This is a genomic window from Pseudomonas sp. Irchel s3a10 (assembly GCF_900187525.1).
GTDB classification, from domain to species: Bacteria; Pseudomonadota; Gammaproteobacteria; order Pseudomonadales; family Pseudomonadaceae; genus Aquipseudomonas; species Aquipseudomonas koreensis_G.
In genome coordinates, this window is sequence record NZ_FYDR01000015.1 from 1 (window position 1) to 21,400 (window position 21,400).

Genomic DNA, 21,400 nt, shown 5'->3' on the forward strand with positions numbered 1-21,400 from the left:
AAGTGAAACGATGCATCGCCGATGGTAGTGTGGGGTTTCCCCATGTGAGAGTAGGTCATCGTCAAGATTAAATTCCGAAACCCCAATTGCGAAAGCAGTTGGGGTTTTGTTTTGCCTGCAGGAAAGTGGTTTGCCTGCCAATTCATGCGGTATGAGCGTCCCAGCTGTCACCAGGGACTGCCATTAGGGAAAAACCATCTGAACTGACCACTCGGTTTTTGGTATGGTGCAGCTCGTTTTTTAACGGACTGATGTCATGCCCACGGATCGGCACTCAAATTATGTCAAAGAGTTGCTGTAGAAATGCCTGAACCCATCCCGATCAAGGATCACGAAAAAGAGACGCGTCTGGTCAACAAGCGGTTGATCGCTTGTGCTCTGTTCGTCTTTGCCATCAGTTGCGCGCTGGTGGTACGCCTGTACATCCTGCAAGTGGTTGAATACGACTACCACTCGACCATCTCTGAAAACAACCGCGTGCACGTCCTGCCGATTCCGCCGACAAGAGGCCTGATCTACGATCGCAATGGTGTGCTGCTCGCTGATAACCGTCCCAGTTACAACCTGATCATTACCCGCGAACGCGCCACTGATGTTAATCAGGAGCTGGACGAGGTAATCAATCTGCTGCATTTACCCGCCGAAGATCGTACGATTTTCGATAAGGCCATGAAGCAGTCCCGTCACCCATTCACCCCGGTGACACTGTTCTACGAGCTGACGGAGGAACAAATCGCCGTGTTGGCGGTTAACGAGTTCCGTCTGCCGGGCCTTGATGTCGAGCCGCAGTTCGTTCGGCATTACCCGTTGGGGGCGCACTTCGCGCATTCGATCGGCTACGTTGGCCGCATCAACGAAAAAGAATCCAAGACCCTCGATTCGGTTGAATACCGTGGCACGCAATCCATCGGTAAAACCGGTATCGAACGCTTCTACGAAGCGCAGCTGCACGGCCACGTCGGTTATGAAGAGGTTGAGACCAACGCCCAAGGCCGCGTGCTGCGAGTGCTCAAGCACACCGATCCAGTGCCTGGCAAAAACATTGTTCTGAGTCTCGATGTCAAACTGCAGGAGGCTGCCGAAGCCGCGCTGGGTGATCGTCGTGGGTCGGTGGTCGCGCTTGATCCATCCACGGGTGAAGTGCTGGCCATGGTCAGCAATCCGAGTTTCGACCCGAACCTGTTCGTGACCGGTATCAGCTCCAAGGAATACTCAGCGCTACGCGATTCCATCGATCGCCCGCTGTTCAACCGTGTGCTGCGCGGCCTTTATGCGCCGGGCTCGACCATCAAGCCGGAAGTGGCAATCGCCGGCCTCGATGCCGGTGTAGTGACGCCGCAGACCCGCGTCTTCGACCCAGGCTACTACCAACTCCCGGATTTCGATCACAAGTACCGCAACTGGAACCACAGTGGCGATGGCTGGGTGGACATGGACGCGGCGATCATGCGCTCCAACGACACCTACTTCTACGACCTGGCACACAAGCTCGGCATCGATCGTCTGCACGACTATATGGCGATGTTCGGCCTCGGCGAAAAAGTCTCGCTGGACATGTTCGAAGAGTCGCCCGGTTTGATGCCATCTCAGGCCTGGAAACGTGCCACACGTCGTCAGGCGTGGTTCCCTGGGGAAACGGTGATTCTGGGTATCGGCCAGGGTTATATGCAGGTTACGCCGTTGCAACTGGCTCAGGCCACCGCGCTGATTGCCAACAAGGGCGTATGGAATCGCCCGCACCTGGCGAAAACGGTCGATGGCGTGGCACCGGTCGACGAGCATCCGATGCCGAATATCCTGCTGAAAAACCCGCGTGACTGGGATCAGGTCAACCACGGCATGCAGATGGTAATGCACGATGCCCGGGGTATCGCGCGCGCCGCAGCGGCAGGTGCGCAGTACCGCATTGCCGGTAAGAGTGGTACCGCGCAGGTGGTAGCGATCAAGCAGGGCGAGCGCTACAACCGCGAGAAAACCCTCGAACGTCATCGCGACAACGCCTTGTTTGTCGGTTTCGCTCCGGCGGAGCACCCGAAGATCGCCATCTCGGTGATGATCGAAAACGGTGAGGCCGGTGGTCGAGTGGCCGGCCCTGTGGTGCGGCAGATCATGGACGCCTGGTTACTGGACCAGGACGGCCACCTCAAGCCGCAATACGCGGCGCCGGCCAAGCCGCCGGGTGATCCCCACGTCTAACCCGAGCCAGCTTCACAGCACCGCCTCACGCCGGCTGAGCTGTGAAGCTCTCACGTTTGGGCAACTGACTACTTGCAGCTGTAACCCTCGGGCATCGTGACGCTGTAGTTGCGTTGCATGCGATCCTGGAAGTTCAAATTCTGCAGGCCCTGCTCGACCAGAAACGCTTCGACCTTGGCGGCCTGACAGTCCTCGTTATAAGACGACGCCCGCAGCAGATACACCGTGCGCTTGCTCGCTTCATCCCGGGCGGTGGCAATGAACGTACTGAGGGTGGTGTAACCAATACGCTCTGAAGTTCCCACCGGGCCATAGGTCGTATTGGGCTTACTGGTGCAGGTCAGTCGGTCATCTTTCTTCTTGGCGTTCTTGCACACGGTCGTAGTGCTGGTTGGCACTTGCCCATAGTCGGTGGCGGTATAGCGGTAAGACACTTGCCGGCTGCCGATATCGAGAGTAATGGTCATTTTGATCGGCGCGTGACTCCTGGGCAGGCTGGCGTCGGTATAAACCTCCTGAAAGCCTCTGTCTTTCAGTGCGTTGACCATGTCGCGAAGATAGTAGCGGGCATTCAGTGCGTTCTCATCGGCGCCGTTGGCCGAGGTCACCAGCACGGTTGCCTTTTGATCGAACTGATAGTCCGGATCAGGTATTGCGTTGAGTGCTACGTCTATTTGCGTGGCGCAGCCGCCAAGCAACGCGGTCAGCATTAATAGGACGCAGAACAAATAACGGGACATGACAAAGACGCCTTGCAACTAAGGATTGAATAAAAGTTAAACGGATGAGGGGGCGATAAATAAACCGCCGCCAGCGGGCTAGTCTTTCTGGTATTCCAGCAGATCGCCCGGCTGGCAATCGAGCGCAGCGCAGAGCTTGTCCAGAGTTGCCATCTTCACGCCTTTGACTTTGCCGTTTTTGAGCAATGACAGATTCGCCTCGGTGATCCCGAGCAGGGCGGCTAACTCTTTTGAACGAATTTTTTGCGTGGCCATGACTACGTCAAGGCGGACAATAATGGTCATTATATTGTTCTATATGTATTGGCTTTGCTCATCGCTGAGTACTTTTGCGTCACGCATGATAATTGAAAAAATACAGAGTAATACGCCTTTGATTATTTCATAGGCGGAAGCGGAAGACATTCCGATAGAGAACTGGAAAATCCGATCCCCCGGCGGTAGATCTATCGACAACGCCAGACCTTGCAAGGTCTCTATTAACGGGTAGGTTGCCGGAGAAACGATGCAGAGTACGCCTACTCGCCAGAGGACCCTGATGTTGCGGTCGGTCCAGGTTTCGCCGCGCGACAAGCGCAGAAAGAACAAACCGGTCAGCCATAACGCGTACGCCGACAGGACCACGGGCAGGAAATCCAGAAAGACGATCAGCGCCGTGACCGTTGATGACAGCCAGGTGTCGGGATCAAGCAGTGCACCTTCGACAAACGGGTCAAGCAATTGCGGCGAGCCCTCAGCAAAGGCATAGAGCAGGCCCGCCAGCATTTCATCCTTTTTGAAGAACCAGATCGTTGCGTTGCCGCCGACCTCCGTTACCCCCAGAACCCAGACGAGAATTGCTGCCAGCAGCCCGATCCAATGCATGCGCTGCAGCGCCAATCCGTTGATGTGAGTACTCATGAAAATTCCTGGTTGCTACAATTTGGTAGCGAATTCTCGATGATAAATTATCTAATAACAATAATTAATTTGATTTTGTTGCTTGAGCATCCTCTTCTGATCCGGCTCCGCATGGTCGCTCGCAATGGTACGGGCAGTCGCTAGGCTGGCCAGCGCGCCGACAGGTGCTCCGAGTGGGGAATCAACAAACCTGTCGGCGAGACTGAAACCCCTGCAACATCAGGCCCCTGGCACCGGGCAACTCATGTCTCCTTCCTGACACTTCAAATACTGCTTCAGCGCCTCGACCCGCACCTTGGTCACCTCGGTCAGGCAATTGCTGTGAATCAATGGATAAACACTCCCGCCGTCCACACCGGACGCGGAAAACTTGCACTCGGCATCACGAAAGCCGATCCACGCCCGCTGCGCGCTCACCAGCAGCTTTTTGGCGTCGGCGTTGTCCTTCAAACGACCGGTGATCTGCTGATACACCGCGTTCAATTCCTTGTCCGCCGTCTTGAATTCCTGCCCGGCACACTGATTCATGGTGGCCTGATCGCTGGCGTTGGCGCAGTCGACGGCGGCGTGGGCGAAAGGCGTTAACAGGAAGGGGGTCAGGGCCAGGAGCAGGCGTGGGAGCATGGTTAATCTCACTGTGTCGGATGAAAGTGCAGAGCAGTTTAGCGGCAGTGGTGCGGCTATTCAGGAACGCGCAGCCGGGAGGCTTCGAGCAGGCGATCCGCGGCGGCTGCAATTTCCTCGCCGTCATGAAGTATTTCCAGCCAGTGGGCAGGAATCGCCCGAACGCCATAATAGGCCCCGGCCAATTGACCGACGATCGCGGCAGTGGTGTCCGCATCATCGCCGAGGTTGGCGGCTTGCAGGATCGCCGCTGTAAAACTGTCTGTGTGATGAAAACACCACAGCGCGGCTTCCAAGGACTCGACGCTGTAACCGCTGCCACGGATATCATTGACTGATTTGGCCAGATAATCTCCTCGAGCAATCGCGGCAACTTTAGGCTCAGTGAAAGCTGAGCTCGGCAGCCTGCACAGTTTGCTTTTGCAGGTACCGAACAGCGCGTTGGCGATCAGTTCGGCAAACAATTGACAGCATTCGATGGCTTCAGGGGCCGCGTGGGTTGTGCGCGAACTGTCGCTGGCGAACTGGCGGATCTGCTGGACGTCAGGGAAGAAAAACAGCACCACCGGCGCCAAACGCATGAGTGAGCCGTTGCCGGCGGTAAACGGGTCGGTTGACCCTGCAAAGGGCTGACCGGTTTGCTGATACTGCGACAGTGCCTGACTGACGGTCATGCCAATATCGAAACAATCCCCTGTCGAGCTCAGATACCCCCATCGCCACCAGTTCAGATAGCGTCCCATCTGGTCCGCCGCATCGAATGTGTTTTTGCTCAGAAGACTCTCGGCCAGGCACAGCGCCATCGAGGTGTCATCCGTCCATTGCCCGGGCTTCAAGTGAAAGGGGCCACCGCCGACCATGTCCGTCAGCGGCTGGAATGAACCTCGCGGCTTGAACTCCACCGTGGTGCCGACGGCGTCGCCGCAAGCGAGACCGAGCAGGGCGCCGCGATAACGTTCGGATAGAGATGGCTGCATGCTTCGTCCTTGTTTGTATCCATTACGCTGGAAAAGGTAACAGGTTCAGCGGGAGGGTTGCGTCAGTCATTCACTCATTCAACGATCGGAAATGCCGCCGAATGTTTCCTTTGGACTGAACAGGTGCAGCTCTTTGATACAACTTCAGGTTGGACATGTGGTCATACAAGCCTACTGTTCAAAACAGGAGGTGACTTATGAAACCGGTACCCAATAGTTTCGAACGCAAAATCATGCTCAAGGCATCGCGTTCTTATGTCTGGCGCGCATTGGTCGATGCCGAGGCGTTTGGCCAGTGGTTTGGTGTAGCGCTGGAGGGCAGGCGGTTCATTGCCGGGGAATGGACGCAAGGGCAGGTCACGTATCCAGGTTATGAACACGTGTTGTGGAATGTGCTCGTCGAGCGGGTCGAGCCACAGCAGTTGTTTTCGTTTCGCTGGCACCCGTACGCGGTCAATCCAAAGATCGACTATTCACAGGAGCCGACGACGCTGGTCAAGTTTGAGCTGCAGGATTACGAGGGCGGCACTTTGCTCAAAGTGTCTGAGTCCGGCTTCGCGCACATTCCCGATGTGCGGCAGAAGGAGGCGTATTACATGGACAGCCGTGGCTGGGAGGAACAGCTGAGTCGACTTGAACAGTTTCTCGCCGAAAGCGCGAAGGCGCGCGAGCGTGACGGTGACTGACTGCGCAATCTTCGAACCCTGGTTGCAACGCTGGGCGCTGGTGCCGGACGGTGAACCGATCATCACCCCCGGCAGCCGTCTGTTGCCGGTGCGTTTTGGCGACACGCCGGCCATGCTCAAGGTTGCGCTGGATACCGACGAGCAATTCGGCAATCGACTGATGACTTGGTGGAACGGTGAGGGCGCAGCGCAGGTGCTGGCCCATCACGAGGAAGGTTTGTTGCTGGAACGGGCCATGGGTCGGCGTTCGTTGATGCACATGGCGCTCAACGGTGAAGACGACGAAGCCACGCAGATCATGTGCACGACACTAGCGCGCTTGCATGCGCCGCGCCCGACGCCGCTACCGCCGCTGGTGGAGCTGGCACCGTGGTTCGCCTCGCTGCGCGTGGCCGCGGCCGAACATGGCGGGACCTATGCCCTGAGCCTGCGAGCGGCTGAAGCCTTGCTCGCAGATCCGCAGGACGTGGTGGTGCTGCACGGTGACATGCACCACGACAATGTTCTCGATTTCGCTGCACACGGCTGGCTCGCTATTGATCCCAAACGAATACGCGGCGAGCGCGGTTATGACTACGCCAACCTGATCTGCAACCCGGACTTGCCGACGGCTGGCGATTCACAGCGATTGCGCCGGCAGGTCGAGGTGATCGTCGAGGCGTCCGGGCTTGATCGCCGACGTTTGCTGCAATGGGTGCTGGCGTTTGCCGGATTGTCGGCCGCCTGGTTCCTGGAAGACGATTCGCAGCAACAGGCTGCCGAACAGCTGCAGGTCGCGCAAATCGCCGCTTGCCTGCTGGATGACTGAGAGGGCTAAGGGTTTTCGGAAGGGCTGGTATAGCGAATGTCTTACACGCGGTGGTAGCTTTTGCGACTATTGCCGATTGGATCCACCGCGTAATCTACACCCATCAACTGAGACACAGGGAGTGTTTCAGGATCACGGATGATCGACCATAGCAAGGATCGCTGCCGACAGGGAGTCGATAATGGTCTTGGGAAAAACCCGCTTCGGCGGGTTTTTTTTCGCCTGTAGAAAAGTACATCACCCTGTAGGAGCTGCCGCAGGCTGCGATCTTTTGATCTTGCTTTTGAAAGCCAAAATCAAAAGATCGCAGCCTGCGGCAGCTCCTACAGGGAAACGTGTTTTCAGGAAGCGATCAGCTGCCGCAACACGTAATGCAGAATCCCGCCGGACTTGAAGTACTCCACCTCATTCAATGTATCGATGCGGCACAGCACCTCGATTTTCTCTTGGCGCCCGTCTTCACGGGTGATCACCAGATTCAGGTTCATGCGCGGCGTCAGCTCGACGCTGGTCAGGCCCTGAATATCCAGGGTTTCCTTGCCAGTGAGGTTCAGGCTCTTGCGGTTCTGATCGAGCTTGAACTGCAGCGGCAACACGCCCATGCCCACCAGATTGGAACGGTGGATGCGCTCGAAGCTTTCGGCGATCACCGCTTTGACGCCCAGCAGGTTGGTGCCTTTGGCGGCCCAGTCGCGGCTGGAGCCGGTGCCGTATTCCTGACCGGCAATCACTACCAGGGGCGTGCCTGATGCCTGATAACGCATGGCGGCATCGTAAATCGGCATCTTCTCGCCGCTCGGGATGTAGATCGTGTTGCCGCCTTCTTCGCCGCCGAGCATTTCGTTACGAATGCGGATGTTGGCAAACGTCCCGCGCATCATCACTTCATGGTTGCCACGCCGTGAGCCGTAGGAGTTGAAGTCCCGCGGCTCCACGCCTTTCTCGCGCAGATAGCGCCCGGCCGGGCTGTCAGCCTTGATGTTGCCGGCAGGGGAGATGTGGTCAGTGGTCACCGAATCGCCCAGCAGCGCCAGAACTCGCGCGCCTTTGACGTCGGTGATCACCGGCAACGGGCCGGAAATATCGTCGAAAAACGGCGGATGCTGGATATAGGTCGAGTCGTCCTGCCACACATAGGTAGCGGCTTGCGGTACCTGGATTGCTTGCCATTGCTCGTCGCCGGCAAACACCTCGGCGTATTCCTTATGGAACATCGCGGTGTTGACCTGACTGACTGCGTCGGCGATTTCCTTGCTGCTCGGCCAGATATCGCGCAGGTACACCGGATTGCCTTGCTGGTCGTTGCCCAGTGGTTCGCTGCTGATGTCGGTACGCACGCTGCCCGCCAGGGCGTAGGCGACCACCAGCGGTGGTGAGGCCAGCCAGTTGGTCTTGACCAGCGGATGCACCCGGCCCTCGAAGTTACGGTTGCCGGAGAGCACCGACGCCACGGTGAGGTCAGCTTTCTGAATGGCTTTCTCGATCGGTTCCGGCAGTGGCCCGGAGTTGCCGATGCACGTGGTGCAGCCATAGCCGACCAACGAAAAGCCCAGTTGATCGAGGTATTGCGTCAGCCCCGCCGCCTTGTAGTAGTCGGTGACCACTTTCGAACCGGGTGCCAGCGAACTCTTGACCCACGGCTTGCGGGTCAGGCCTTTCTCCACGGCTTTTTTTGCCAGCAGACCGGCCGCCATCATCACGCTCGGGTTGGAGGTGTTGGTGCACGAGGTAATCGCTGCGATCACCACCGCACCGTTTTTCAGGCGATAGGTCTGGCCCTCGTACTCGTACTCGGTTTCGCCGACCAGATCGGCGTTGCCCACGGCCACGCCACCGCCGCCCTCGCTTTCCAGACGGCCTTCTTCCTTGCTGGTAGGTTTGAATTGCAGGTCCATGAAATCACTGAAAGCCTGTGCCACGTTCGGCAGCGAAACCCGATCCTGCGGGCGCTTTGGCCCGGCCAGGCTGGCTTCGACGCTGCCCATGTCCAGCGCCAGGCTGTCGGTGAACACCGGTTCCTGACCGGGCAGGCGCCACAGGCCCTGGGCCTTGGTGTAGGCCTCGACCAGTTTCACCACTTCGGCCGGGCGACCGGACAGGCGCAGGTATTCGAGGGTTACGTCATCGACCGGGAAAAAGCCGCAGGTCGCGCCGTATTCCGGGGCCATGTTGGCAATGGTTGCGCGGTCGGCCAGTGGCAGGTCGGCGAGACCGTCACCGTAGAATTCGACGAATTTGCCGACCACACCTTTCTTGCGCAGCATCTGCGTGACGGTCAGCACCAGGTCGGTGGCGGTGATGCCTTCCTTGAGTTTGCCGGTGAGTTTGAAACCGATCACTTCCGGAATCAGCATCGACACCGGTTGGCCGAGCATTGCCGCTTCCGCCTCGATCCCGCCGACGCCCCAGCCGAGTACGCCGAGGCCGTTGATCATGGTGGTATGGGAGTCGGTGCCGACCAGGGTGTCGGGGAAGGCGTAGGTGCGGCCGTCCTCATCCTTGGTCCACACCGTGCGCCCGAGGTATTCGAGGTTGACCTGGTGGCAGATCCCGGTGCCCGGCGGCACCACGCTGAAGTTGTCGAAAGCGCTCTGGCCCCAGCGCAGGAACGCGTAGCGCTCGCCGTTGCGCTGCATCTCGATGTCGACGTTCTGTTCGAAGGCGCTCGGGGTGGCGAATTTGTCGACCATCACCGAGTGGTCGATCACCAGATCCACTGGTGACAGCGGGTTGATCCGCTGCGGATCACCGCCGGCCTTGGCCATGGCGGCGCGCATTGCGGCGAGGTCGACCACGGCGGGTACGCCGGTAAAATCTTGCATCAATACCCGGGCGGGGCGGTACTGGATTTCCCGGTCGGAGCGGCGCTCTTTGAGCCAGGCAGCGATGGCCTTGAGGTCGGCGCCGGTGACAGTTTTTTCATCTTCCCAGCGCAGCAGGTTTTCCAGGAGGACTTTCAGCGACATCGGTAGCTGGTCGATATTGCCCAGGCTCTTGGCGGCATCGGGCAGGCTGAAATAGTGGTAGGTCTTATTGTCGATTTGTAGAGTTTTAAGGGTCTTCAGACTATCGAGGGACGGCATTACGATCACTCCTTTGAGTCCGCACGGCTACGGACGGAGGGGACGGGCAGAGCTATCAACGTAGCCCTGTTTTCAGTAGCTGGCTAATAACTGGACTCTATGGGCAAGTCCAAGGTTCCGACATCGGCTATCATGCGCCGGTTTTCGTGACAGGCTTTGCTTCACCGCAAGGCTTGAGCAGCGTGCAGGGGCCGAATGTCCGCCCTCTGCCCAGGAGTAAGAATGAACACCCTATTCATGCATTGCCGGCCAGGCTTCGAAGGCGAAGTCTGTTCGGAGATTTCCGACCTCGCCGCCCAACTCAACGTCGCCGGTTACGCCAAGGCCAAACCGGCCACCGCGTACGCCGAGTTTGTCTGCAGCGAAGCCGATGGTGCCGAACGGCTGATGCGCGGCCAACGATTCGCCGAATTGATTTTCCCGCGGCAATGGGCGCGTGGCGTCTTCATCAATCTGCCGGAAACCGACCGCATCAGCGTGATCCTCGAGCACATGGCGGACTTCCCGGTCTGCGGCAGCCTGTGGCTGGAAGTGGTCGACACCAACGACGGCAAAGAGCTGTCGAACTTCTGCAAGAAATTCGAAGGCCCGCTGCGCAAGGCGCTGACCGGCGCCGGCAAACTGGTGGAAGACGAAAACAAGCCGCGCCTGCTGCTGACCTTCAAAAGTGGCCGCGAAGTGTTCCTCGGCATGGCCGATGCCGGCAACTCGGCGATGTGGCCGATGGGCATTCCGCGCCTGAAGTTTCCGCGCGAGGCACCCAGCCGTTCGACGTTGAAGCTGGAGGAGGCCTGGCACCACTTCATCCCGCGGGATCAGTGGGACGAGCGCCTGCACAGCGACATGACCGGCGTCGACCTCGGCGCGGCTCCGGGCGGCTGGACCTGGCAATTGGTCAACCGCGGCATGCTGGTGACTGCCATCGACAACGGCCCGATGGCTGAAAGCCTGATGGACACCGGGCTGGTGCAGCACTTGATGGCCGACGGTTTCACCTTCAAGCCCAAGCAGCCGGTGGACTGGATGGTCTGCGACATCGTCGAGAAGCCGGCGCGTAACGCGGCGATGCTGGAAGAGTGGATCGGCGAGGGCCATTGCCGCGAAGCGGTAGTCAATCTCAAGCTGCCGATGAAGCAGCGTTATGCCGAAGTGAAGCGCTTGCTCGAACGCATCGCCGATGGCTTCAAGGCGCGTGGGATCAAGGTGGATATTGGCTGCAAGCAGCTGTATCACGACCGCGAGGAAGTGACCTGCCATTTGCGTCGGCATGACATCAAGAAAGCCAAATCCCGCTAAGTCACCACTAAACCCTGTGGGAATGATCTCTGTGGTGAGGGGATTTATCCCCGATGGGATGCAGCGCATCCCCAGCCTTTGGGGCCGCTTCGCGACCCATCGTGGATAAATCCCCTCGCTACAGATGACTGAGCACCCGGCATTGCGCGACAATGCCGGCCAGTTTCAGGAGTTAATCATGAGTGAAATGATCGATACCCCGGTCGACGGCACCCTCGATGCCACCGGTCTCAATTGTCCGGAGCCGGTGATGATGCTGCATCAGCACATCCGTGACCTGGTGCCTGGCGGCCTGCTCAAGGTGATCGCCACCGATCCCTCGACCCGTCGCGACATTCCCAAGTTCTGTGTGTTTCTCGACCATGAACTGGTGGGCCAGCACGAAGAGGCCGGTACTTATCTGTACTGGATCCGCAAAAAACAAGCCTGACCCTCAGGCAAACGCAAATCCCAATGTGGGAGCGGGCTTGCCCGCGAAGGCGGTGTGTCAGTCACTGAAGATGTCGACTGAAGCACCGCCTTCGCGAGCAAGCCCGCTCCCACATTTTTTTGTGCTGCGTATGGGGTTTAGCCGGCGCTGCGACTGATCCGAATACGTTTGCGCGCACTGCGGGTCAGGCGGATCGACAGCATCAGCGCCGCGCAGCTCAAACCAACGATCAAACCCTGCCACAAGCCGCTCGGGCCACGCGGTTCGCCGAGCCAGTCGGTCAGGCCGAGCGCGTAACCCACCGGCAGGCCGATGCCCCAGTAGGCGAACAGGGTCAGAATCATCGTTACCCGGGTGTCCTGATAACCGCGCAGCGCGCCGGCGGCGGTGACCTGGATCGCGTCGGAAAACTGGAACAGCGCCGAGTACACAATCAGCATCGCCGCGATGTGGATCACCGTCGGATCGGCGGTATAGATCGATGCAATCGGCTCGCGCAGCAACAGCATCATGCTCGCCGAAATACAGGCGTAGGCCAGCGCAGTCCCCATGCCGACACCGGCGGCAAAGCGTGCTTCACGCGGCTCTTCACGACCCAGTGCCTGGCCGACGCGTACGGTCACCGCCATGCCCAGCGAATACGGAATCATGAACACCAGCGAGCTGACGTTCAGCGCGATCTGATGCCCGGCCACCACGGTGGCGCCGAGGCTGCCGATCAGCAGGGCGATCACCGCGAAGATGCTCGACTCGGCAAACACCGCGATGCCAATCGGCAGACCGATCGCCAGCAGACGCTTGATCACCGCCCATTGTGGCCAGTCGAAGCGGCTGAAGATTTCACTCGAACGATAGGCCGGCGCCCAGCGCTCGTAACCCGCCAGACCCAGCGCCATGACCCACATCACGATGGCCGTGGCCCAGCCGCAGCCAACGCCGCCCATGGCCGGTACGCCGAAATGGCCATAGATGAAGATGTAGTTCAGCGGAATGTTCAGCGCCAGACCGCACAGGCCCAGCACCATCGCCGGGCGGGTACGGCCAATGCCGTCACTGGTGCAGCGCAGCACGTGATAGAACGCCACCGCCGGCAGGCCGCTGGCAATGCCGTGCAGGTATTGCATGCACGGGCCGATCAGCTCGGGATCGACCTTCATCAGGTGCAGTACCGGTTCGGCGGCGACCAGCATGCACGTGGCGATCAGGCCGACCACCAGCGCCAGCCACAGCGCCTGACGCACGATCGGGCCGATCTCGCTGTGGGTGCCGGCGCCGAAATGCTGAGCGACTTTCGGCGTGGTGGCCAGCAGGGTGCCGGTCATCAGCAGAAACACCGGGACCCAGATCGAGTTGCCCAGCGCTACCGCCGCCAAATCTTTCGGCCCGACGCGGCCGGCCATCACCGCATCGACGAAGCCCATCGCGGTAGTCGCCAGTTGCGCGATGATGATCGGCAAGGCCAGGGCGAGCAGGTTCCTGAACTCCAGGCGAATTCGCGCGGGGCGGGTGAGTGAGGCAGCGAGAGGTTGATCAGTAACAGAATTCACAGGCAAAGCGTCCACAGGTGTTGATGCGCAAGGCGCCGCATTCTACGCCGCTGACGTGACAGTCAGGAAAAATCCTCTGTTGCGGATTTGTAATCATCGATGCCATCCACTGTGGCGAGGGAGCTTGCTCCCGCTGGGGTGCGAAGCGGCCCCAAAACCATCCGGCGTGGTGGATCAGGAAAATCCCGATTGCAGACTTTCCGCCTGCTGCGCAGTCGAGCGGGAGCAAGCTCCCTCGCCACAGTGCAGTCTGCGCTGGCTCAACGGTGGATCTGCACCTAAACTGCCGATCCCCCCAAGGAGCCCGCCATGCTGATTGTTGCCGACGAAAATATCCCGCTGCTCGATGCCTTTTTTGCCGGTTTCGGCGAGATCCGCCGGGTGCCGGGCCGTTCCATCGACCGTGCGACGGTCGAGCAGGCCGACGTGCTGCTGGTACGTTCGGTGACCAACGTCAACCGCGCGTTGCTTGAAGGCACCAAAGTGCGTTTCGTCGGCACGTGCACCATCGGTACCGATCACCTCGATCTCGATTATTTCAACGAGGCCGGCATCAGTTGGTCCAGTGCGCCCGGTTGCAATGCACGGGGCGTGGTCGATTACGTGCTTGGCAGCCTGATGACCCTGGCGGAAATCGAAGGCGTTGATTTGCCGCAACGTACGTACGGTGTGATCGGTGCCGGTGAAGTTGGCGGGCGGCTGATCAAGGTGCTCAAAGGACTGGGCTGGAATGTCAAAGTCTGCGATCCGCCGCGTCAGGCGGCCGAGGGCGGCGATTATGTAAGCCTCGAGCAGATCATCGAGCAGTGCGACGTGATCAGCCTGCACACGCCGCTGACGCGCACCGGCGAAGGCGCGACCTGGCATCTGTTTGACGAACGGCGTCTGCAACAGCTCAAACCCGGCACCTGGCTGATCAATGCCGCCCGTGGCCCGGTGGTGGATAACGCCGCGTTGCGCAACGTGCTGCTGGAGCGCGAAGACCTGCAAGCGGTGCTTGATGTTTGGGAAGCCGAGCCTGAAGTCGATGTCGCCCTCGCCGAACTCTGCGTGTTGGCCACGCCGCACATTGCCGGCTACAGCCTCGATGGCAAACAGCGCGGGACGGCGCAGATTTATCAGGCTTATTGCGAATTTATCGGTCAACCACCGAGCATTCAGCTCAGTGACCTGCTGCCGGCACCCTGGCTGTCAGAAGTGACCCTGCACGCCGACAGCGATCCGGCCTGGGCGCTGGCGATGTTGTGCCGTGGCGTGTACGACCCGCGCCGAGATGACGCAGATTTTCGTCGCAGTCTTGTAGGCAATGTCGCTGAACAACGTGCAGCGTTCGACGTTTTGCGCAAGCAGTATCCGGTGCGGCGCGAGATCGAGGGGCTGAAGGTGCGGATCGACGGTGATTCGCCGCAGTTGCAAAAGATTGTGGCGGCGCTGGGGGCGGTGGCTGTCTGAAGATCCTGTAGGAGCTGCCGGAGGCTGCGATTTTTTGATCTTGCCTTTGAAAAACAAAGTCAAAAGATCGCAGCCTTCGGCAGCTCCTACACAGGAGAGAACGGCAGGCAGAAAAAACCCGGCCAAATGGGGGCCGGGTCAGGAAGACGGTGGCTATATCACTTTTGTTCGGCAGGCTTGACCAATCGCTTGTCCAGTTCGCGGCATGCGTCCTGGATCATGTCTTCGGTGATCGGTACCTCACGCCCATCCTTGTCAATAATCGAGCAACCCAGAGGTTGGCCGGGTTTGGTGCGGATCACTTCAATTTTGTCTTCGCTGCTGTGTTGCAAGGACATGGCCTGTCTCCTCATCAGGTTGTGCACGTAGATTAAAACCGCCACGTGACCAGGCTGTGACAACACCCTCAGGGTCTGTCAAAAGCGGCATCTCCAGTCCAACAGAAATGACCGCTCGTCTCAACCGGGACATTAGACCAATAGCAACTATGGCCTAGTCTTTGGGGGCATATTTAACCTGACTCATTGTGATTTACAGAGTTCCGCCCCATAGAAGGTTTAGGCTAGCCCTTTCACCAACACGGATGTGTACCTGAATGATCTCGAAGCTTTCTTCCCGGCACCGTCGAGCGCTGAGTCTGACCAGCCGGTTTCTGGCGCCTTATCGTTGGCAAGTCGGCGCTGCGCTGCTGGCGCTGATCGTCACCGCGGCCGTGACTTTGTCGATGGGGCAGGGGATCAAACTGCTGGTCGATCGGGGTTTCATGACCCAGTCGCCGCACCAGCTGAACCAGAGCATCGGCATCTTCATGCTAATGGTGCTGGGCCTGGCGATCGGCACGTTTGCACGGTTTTACTGGGTGTCGTGGATCGGTGAGCGCTGCGTGGCGGATATTCGGCGCGAGGTCTTCAACCATCTGGTGTACCTGCATCCCGGGTTCTATGAAAACAACCGCAGTTCGGAGATTCAGTCACGACTGACCGCCGACACCACGTTGCTGCAATCGGTGATCGGCTCGTCACTGTCGATGTTTCTGCGCAACCTGTTGATGGTGATCGGCGGGGTGGTGCTGCTGTTCGTGACCAACCCGAAACTCACCAGCATCGTGGTGATTGCCTTGCCGTTCGTGGTCGCGCCGATTCTGATTTTCGGTCGGCGCGTGCGCAATCTGTCGCGGCTGAGCCAGGATCGGGTCGCCGACATCGGCAGCTATGTTTCCGAGACCCTCGGTCAGATCAAGACCGTGCAGGCCTACAACCATCAGGTGCAGGACGAGCGGCGTTTCGCCACGACGGTCGAGGACGCGTTCGACACCGCACGCAAAAGGATTTTTCAGCGTTCCTGGATGATCACCGTGGTGATCGTGCTGGTGCTCGGCGCGGTGGCGGTGATGTTGTGGGTCGGCGGCATGGACGTGATTGCCGGGCGCATTACCGGTGGTGAACTGGCGGCGTTCGTTTTCTACAGCCTGATCGTCGGCAGCGCGATCGGCACGTTGAGCGAGGTCATTGGCGAATTACAGCGTGCGGCGGGTGCCGCCGAGCGCATCGCGGAACTGCTCAGTTCGCAGAACATCATCCAGCCACCGACCATCGGGCTGGTGACGTTGCCAGAACGGATCAAGGGCGAACTGCAATTGCAGAATGTGCGCTTTTCCTACCCGTCACGTCCGGACAGCTACGCGGTCAACGGCTTGAGTCTGACCATCAGGGCCGGCGAGACCCTGGCCCTTGTCGGGCCATCCGGTGCCGGCAAGTCCACGGTGTATGACTTGCTGCTGCGCTTCTACGACCCGCTTGAAGGGCGGATTTTGATCGATGGTGTGCCGCTGACCAGTCTCGACCCGCTGGATCTGCGGCGCAATTTCGCTCTGGTCTCGCAATCGCCTGCGCTGTTTTTCGGCAGCGTCGAAGAGAATATTCGTTACGGCAATGCGGGCGCGACACTGGAGCAGGTCAAGGAAGCGGCAAGAATTGCCCACGCCCATGACTTCATCGAGAAAATGCCCAACGGCTATCAGACCCATTTGGGTGACGCTGGCCTCGGACTTTCCGGCGGCCAGCGTCAACGCTTGGCGATTGCCCGCGCGTTGCTGGTGGATGCGCCGATTCTGCTGCTGGACGAAGCCACCAGCGCCCTCGATGCGCAGAGCGAGCACCTGATCCAGGAAGCCTTGCCCAGCCTGATGCAAAACCGCACCACACTGGTGATCGCGCATCGCCTGGCCACGGTCAAGAACGCCGACCGGATCGCGGTGATGGATCAGGGCAGCCTGGTGGCGATCGGTACGCATCAGGAGCTGATCGTAAGCAATCCGTTGTATGCGCGGCTGGCGTCGCTGCAGTTCAATGATGGGCATGCGGTGGCGGTGTAGAACTGCCGCAGGCCTTTGCTGAAGACAAAAAAATGCCCGCATCGATTGATGCGGGCATTTTTCATTTCAGGCATTCAGCACCTGTCATTGATCGTCGAAATACCGCTCATGCCAATCCACCAGCGGCTGCGGCGAATTGAGCTTCTGCCCGTAGATCACCGAGTACGACAGCACGTTCTGCACGTACTGGCGGGTTTCGTCGAACGGGATGCTTTCCACCCACACATCGAAGCTCAGGTGATCGGCACCGCGCAGCCACTGGCGCACACGGCCGGGGCCGGCGTTGTAGGCGGCGGAGGCGAGCACGCGGTTGCCGTTGAACTGGCTGTGCACCTGGCTCAGGTAAGCGGCGCCGAGCTGGATGTTCTTGTCCGGATCGAGCACTTGCTGCGGCGAGGCCAGCGGGATGCTGAACTTGCGCGCGGTTTCCTTGGCAGTGGCGGGCATCAGTTGCATCAGACCGCTGGCGCCGACGCCGGAGCGGGCGTCGTCCATAAAGGCGCTTTCCTGGCGAGTGATGGCGAACACCCAGCTCGAATGCAGTCCTCGCGTCTTGGCTTCACGCACGAGGGTGTCGCGGTGGGCCATCGGGAAGCGGATATCCAGGTCGTCCCAGTATTGCGCCTGACTGATGGTGCGGATGGCCGGGAAGTACCATTTCAGGTCGTAGGCCAATTTGGCCTGGGCGACCATTTCGTCACGATTGAAATGGCGACTGACGTGATACCACTCGCGGCGCCCGTCGACGATCTGCCCGCGCGCATGGAATTCCAGCGCGCGGCGTACGCCCGGGGTGTTGCGCACCTTGTTGATCAGCGCCTGGCTGAGGACCAGCGGCTTGTTGTTCAGCGAGTACGGCGATTGCGAGCGGTCGGCGGCGAGGAAACCGTAGAAGTCACGTTCGCGCGCAAGGTTTTTGTAAAGGGTCTGTGCTTCCGGGTTTTGTGGCTGGGCCAGTTCCAGACTGCGCGCCTGCCAGTAGCGCCAGCGGTTGGTGGTCGCCAGATCCTGCGGCAGGCGTCGGGTCAACTGATACGCATCGTCCCAGCGTGCCAGACGCAGCAGCAGACGCAGGCGCCATTCGGACACGGTGTTGTCGCGCAGTTCCGGGTCGTACTTGGTCATCACGTCCAGCGCGCGGCTGTCGAAACGCCGGGCCAGGGTCAGGCCGATTTCCCGGGCGATCGCGACTTTCTCGTCACGGGAGAAATGCATGCTGCTGGCGTATCCGTCGAGCAGCGCCATGGCCTTGTCCGGATCCTGACGGGCGAGGCGGCGCAGGCCGAGGCTGACCACGTCGGACATCGGCTCGTCGGCCGGGGTGAAGCGCGATGGTTGATTGAGCAGCTCGGGTTTTTGCGCGACATCCACCAGCAGCCGACCGCGCGGGGCGAGGGTGGTCAGGCCGTTGACCAGGCTGTTGGCCAGTGGATAGTTACGCGCCTGGGCGGCGAGTTTGGTGCGTTCCCAGCGTTTCTGTTCGGTCAGCTGGCCGTCGGCGGCCCAGATCCCGAACAGCCCGTCACAGGCGGCCGGTTGCGATTTGCCGGTCAGCCACAGTTTGTCGGCGTTGGCATAGCCCTCGGCCTTGTGGCCACTGCTGATCTGGTACTGCGCATTGAGGCAGTCCAGCTCGGTGAAGTTGAGTTTCGGATCGTAATACTTGGTGAAGGTCGACCAATCGCCACGGTCGGCGAGCCAGCGCAACCAGCGCAGCTTCATCCAGTTGGCCTGGGGCAGGTCGCCGTGCTCGGCGAGGAACTTCTCGATTTCGGCGTTGCTCGCGGTTTTCAGACGCGCGGTCAGTTCGTCGTAGGCCAGATACGGTTCCAGCGGGTAATCAGCCAGGGCCTGGCTGTAACGGAAGTACGGGCCGGTATCGCCCTTGGCCAGAGCGCGTTTGGCTTCATCGTAATACTGGCGTTGGGTGGACAGGTCCACCGCCTGGGCGGATTGAGCGGCAGCGGCGGTAAGTAGCAGACAGGACAAGACACTGAAAAGGCGACTGCGCATGAGACATCCGGGCAGAGAAATCATGACAAGCACCGGCCGCGGCCAGCACTGAATTGTCTGTAGCTTAGCCTTTTGCCAGCAACGGGCGAAAGCTTTGCCGGTCTCGCAGCACAAGTTCGCAACAAATGTTGTGCAGAGTGCTTCGGCAGACAAATTGCCGGCCTGCTGAGAGCCTGAATCAGGTAGAATGCGCGCCCGGTTTTTGGAGAAGCTCATGACCCTGCTCAAATTCAGCGATGTGTCCCTTGCATTCGGCGCGATGCCGTTGTTGGACAAGGTGTCCTGGCAGATCGCCCGTGGTGAGCGGGTGTGCATCATCGGCCGCAACGGCACTGGCAAATCCAGCATGATGAAACTGGTCAAGGGCGACCAGAAGCCCGATGACGGCTCGGTGTGGCGTGCCCCCGGTCTGAAAATCGGCGAATTGCCGCAAGAATTGCCAGTGGCCGACGGGCGGACCGTATTCGACGTGGTTGCCGAAGGCCTCGACGGCGTTGGCGCCTTGCTCGCCGAATATCATCACCTGAGCCAGAACATCGTCACCGACGCCGATCTGGACAAGCTGATGCACGTCCAGCACGACCTCGAAGCCCGTGACGGCTGGCGCTTGCAGACCCTGGTCGACAGCACTCTGAGCCGCCTGCAACTGCCGGCCGACAAAACCCTCGCCGAGTTGTCCGGCGGCTGGCGTCGTCGCGTGCTGCTGGCGCAGGCATTGGTGTCCGAACCGGATCTGTTGCTGCTCGACGAACCGACCAACCACCTGGACATCGGTGCGATTGCCTGGCTCGAAGAAGCCCTGAAGGATTTCCAGGGCGCCGTGCTGTTCATCACGCACGACCGTTCCTTCCTGCAGAACCTCGCCACGCGCATCCTCGAACTGGATCGCGGCGGCCTGATCGACTGGAACGGCGATTACGCCAGCTTCCTCGTGCACAAAGAAGCCGCGCTGGCCGCTGAAGAAACCGCCAACGCGCTGTTCGACAAGCGTCTGGCCCAGGAAGAAGTGTGGATCCGTCAGGGCATCAAGGCTCGTCGGACCCGTAACGAAGGCCGTGTGCGCGCCCTGAAAGCCCTGCGTGTTGAGCGCAGCGAGCGTCGCGAGCGTACCGGCAAGGCGAATATCCAGCTGGAAACTGCCGACAAGTCCGGCAAGCAAGTGATGGTGTTGGAAAATGTCAGCTTCCATCACCCGGACGGTCCGTACCTGATCAAGGACTTCTCGATGGTCCTGCAGCGCGGCGACCGTATCGGCCTGCTCGGCGCCAACGGTACCGGCAAGACCACTCTGCTGAAGCTGATGCTCAATGGTCTGCAACCGACCAGCGGCAAAGTGGAAGAGGGCACCCGGATTGACGTGGCCTACTTCGACCAGTTGCGCCATCAGCTGGATCTGGAAAAGACCGTGATCGACAACGTCGCCGAAGGTCGCGACTTCATCGATATCGACGGCCAGAGCCGCCACGTCCTGAGCTACCTCGGTGACTTCCTGTTCAGCCCGCAGCGTGCGCGCACGCCGGTCAAGGCGCTGTCCGGTGGTGAGCGTGCGCGCTTGCTGCTGGCCAAACTGTTCAGCAAACCGGCGAACCTGCTGGTACTCGACGAACCGACCAACGACCTCGACGTGGAAACCCTCGAGCTGCTCGAAGAAGTGCTGCTGACCTTCAACGGCACTGTGCTGATGGTCAGCCACGACCGGGCATTCCTCGACAACGTGGTCACCAGCACCCTGGTCTTCGAAGGTGAAGGCAAGGTGCGGGAATACGTCGGTGGCTATCAGGACTGGATTCGTCAGGGCGGCTCGCCGCGCCTGCTGGGCGTGACCGAGAGCAAGTCGGGCAAGGCTGACCTGAATTCGGCGGTGGTCACTGCTGAACCAGCCGTGGTTGCCGCACCTGCCGCTGCCGCACCGGCAGCCAAGAAGAAGCTGAGCTACAAGCTGCAGCGCGAGCTGGAAGCGTTGCCGGGTGATATCGATGCCAAGGAGCAGCAGATCGCGGCCGTCGAGGCTGAGATGGCCGAAGCCGGTTTCTATCAGCGTCCGCCGGCAGAAACGGCCAAGGTGATTGCTTCGCTGGAGCAGTTGCAGGCTGAGCTGGACGCGCTGGTGGAGCGTTGGGCCGAGCTGGATGCCTGATTGATCCGGTAACAAAAAAGCCCGACGCTCAGTGATGAGCGCCGGGCTTTTCATATTCGGGTATCGGTGAAGATTCAATGTGGGAGCGGGCTTGCTCGCGAAATCGATGTGTCAGGCAGCATCAATGTTGAATTTAA

At 59.8% G+C, this 21,400-nt stretch carries 17 protein-coding genes; 8 read left to right on the forward strand and 9 right to left on the reverse strand.

What is annotated here, in order from left to right:
• Nucleotides 1–303 precede the first annotated feature (303 nt).
• Complete coding sequence (mrdA, locus tag CKW11_RS26280; RefSeq protein ID WP_027611428.1) at nucleotides 304–2,196, forward strand: penicillin-binding protein 2; 1,893 nt, start codon at nucleotides 304–306, stop codon at nucleotides 2,194–2,196.
• Between the two features lie 68 nt (nucleotides 2,197–2,264).
• Here the strand turns inward: mrdA and CKW11_RS26285 are convergent, their stop codons facing one another.
• The 5 genes from CKW11_RS26285 to CKW11_RS26305 form a co-directional block, all read right to left on the reverse strand.
• On the reverse strand, nucleotides 2,265–2,936 hold the full coding sequence (locus tag CKW11_RS26285) for a hypothetical protein (protein ID WP_095140015.1): 672 nt from the start codon (nucleotides 2,934–2,936) through the stop codon (nucleotides 2,265–2,267).
• Nucleotides 2,937–3,014: 78 nt separating this feature from the next.
• A complete protein-coding gene (locus tag CKW11_RS26290) occupies nucleotides 3,015–3,221 on the reverse strand; it encodes a helix-turn-helix transcriptional regulator (RefSeq protein ID WP_003226632.1) in 207 nt (68 codons plus the stop codon).
• A 9-nt stretch (nucleotides 3,222–3,230) separates the two neighbouring features.
• The gene (locus tag CKW11_RS26295) at nucleotides 3,231–3,836 is read right to left on the reverse strand and encodes a DUF2975 domain-containing protein (RefSeq protein ID WP_095140016.1); all 606 of its coding nucleotides are present in this window, start codon (nucleotides 3,834–3,836) and stop codon (nucleotides 3,231–3,233) included.
• 219 nt (nucleotides 3,837–4,055) lie between these two features.
• On the reverse strand, nucleotides 4,056–4,460 hold the full coding sequence (locus CKW11_RS26300) for a lysozyme inhibitor LprI family protein (RefSeq protein WP_095140017.1): 405 nt from the start codon (nucleotides 4,458–4,460) through the stop codon (nucleotides 4,056–4,058).
• A 56-nt stretch (nucleotides 4,461–4,516) separates the two neighbouring features.
• Complete coding sequence (locus CKW11_RS26305; RefSeq protein WP_095140018.1) at nucleotides 4,517–5,437, reverse strand: ADP-ribosylglycohydrolase family protein; 921 nt, start codon at nucleotides 5,435–5,437, stop codon at nucleotides 4,517–4,519.
• 197 nt (nucleotides 5,438–5,634) lie between these two features.
• On the opposite strand from CKW11_RS26305, the gene CKW11_RS26310 reads away from it, so the two are divergent.
• Together CKW11_RS26310 and CKW11_RS26315 are read left to right on the forward strand one after the other, a co-directional pair.
• Nucleotides 5,635–6,123 carry an SRPBCC family protein gene (locus CKW11_RS26310; RefSeq protein WP_095140019.1) on the forward strand — a complete coding sequence of 163 codons (489 nt, stop codon included), beginning with the start codon at nucleotides 5,635–5,637 and terminating at the stop codon, nucleotides 6,121–6,123.
• A complete protein-coding gene (locus CKW11_RS26315) occupies nucleotides 6,110–6,931 on the forward strand; it encodes an aminoglycoside phosphotransferase family protein (protein ID WP_095140020.1) in 822 nt (273 codons plus the stop codon). Before CKW11_RS26310 ends, CKW11_RS26315 begins: the two co-directional genes overlap by 14 nt.
• Before the next feature lie 341 nt (nucleotides 6,932–7,272).
• Here the strand turns inward: CKW11_RS26315 and acnA are convergent, their stop codons facing one another.
• On the reverse strand, nucleotides 7,273–10,014 hold the full coding sequence (acnA, locus tag CKW11_RS26320) for an aconitate hydratase AcnA (protein ID WP_095140021.1): 2,742 nt from the start codon (nucleotides 10,012–10,014) through the stop codon (nucleotides 7,273–7,275).
• Between the two features lie 222 nt (nucleotides 10,015–10,236).
• Here acnA and rlmM point away from each other — a divergent pair, with 222 nt between their 5' ends.
• Nucleotides 10,237–11,310, forward strand: coding sequence for a 23S rRNA (cytidine(2498)-2'-O)-methyltransferase RlmM (gene rlmM, locus CKW11_RS26325; protein ID WP_095140022.1), 1,074 nt, complete (start codon nucleotides 10,237–10,239; stop codon nucleotides 11,308–11,310).
• 178 nt (nucleotides 11,311–11,488) lie between these two features.
• Nucleotides 11,489–11,740: a sulfurtransferase TusA gene (gene tusA / locus CKW11_RS26330; protein ID WP_003226616.1), complete on the forward strand. Its 252-nt coding sequence runs from the start codon at nucleotides 11,489–11,491 to the stop codon at nucleotides 11,738–11,740.
• 137 nt (nucleotides 11,741–11,877) lie between these two features.
• On the opposite strand, the gene CKW11_RS26335 is transcribed toward tusA, so the two are convergent.
• On the reverse strand, nucleotides 11,878–13,287 hold the full coding sequence (locus CKW11_RS26335; RefSeq protein WP_095140023.1) for an MATE family efflux transporter: 1,410 nt from the start codon (nucleotides 13,285–13,287) through the stop codon (nucleotides 11,878–11,880).
• A gap of 309 nt (nucleotides 13,288–13,596) precedes the next feature.
• Between CKW11_RS26335 and pdxB the strand changes: the two genes are divergently transcribed.
• The gene (pdxB, locus tag CKW11_RS26340; RefSeq protein ID WP_095140024.1) at nucleotides 13,597–14,739 is read left to right on the forward strand and encodes a 4-phosphoerythronate dehydrogenase PdxB; all 1,143 of its coding nucleotides are present in this window, start codon (nucleotides 13,597–13,599) and stop codon (nucleotides 14,737–14,739) included.
• A 158-nt stretch (nucleotides 14,740–14,897) separates the two neighbouring features.
• On the opposite strand, the gene CKW11_RS26345 is transcribed toward pdxB, so the two are convergent.
• A complete protein-coding gene (locus tag CKW11_RS26345) occupies nucleotides 14,898–15,077 on the reverse strand; it encodes a PA1571 family protein (protein ID WP_095140025.1) in 180 nt (59 codons plus the stop codon).
• 257 nt (nucleotides 15,078–15,334) lie between these two features.
• Here CKW11_RS26345 and CKW11_RS26350 point away from each other — a divergent pair, with 257 nt between their 5' ends.
• Complete coding sequence (locus tag CKW11_RS26350) at nucleotides 15,335–17,113, forward strand: ABC transporter transmembrane domain-containing protein (RefSeq protein WP_095140026.1); 1,779 nt, start codon at nucleotides 15,335–15,337, stop codon at nucleotides 17,111–17,113.
• Nucleotides 17,114–17,197: 84 nt separating this feature from the next.
• On the opposite strand, the gene CKW11_RS26355 is transcribed toward CKW11_RS26350, so the two are convergent.
• Nucleotides 17,198–19,126 (reverse strand): transglycosylase SLT domain-containing protein, encoded by a 1,929-nt coding sequence (locus tag CKW11_RS26355; RefSeq protein WP_095140027.1) that lies wholly within the window; start codon nucleotides 19,124–19,126, stop codon nucleotides 17,198–17,200.
• A 214-nt stretch (nucleotides 19,127–19,340) separates the two neighbouring features.
• Here CKW11_RS26355 and CKW11_RS26360 point away from each other — a divergent pair, with 214 nt between their 5' ends.
• Nucleotides 19,341–21,263, forward strand: coding sequence for an ATP-binding cassette domain-containing protein (locus CKW11_RS26360; protein WP_027611442.1), 1,923 nt, complete (start codon nucleotides 19,341–19,343; stop codon nucleotides 21,261–21,263).
• The last annotated feature ends 137 nt before the right edge of the window (nucleotides 21,264–21,400 follow it).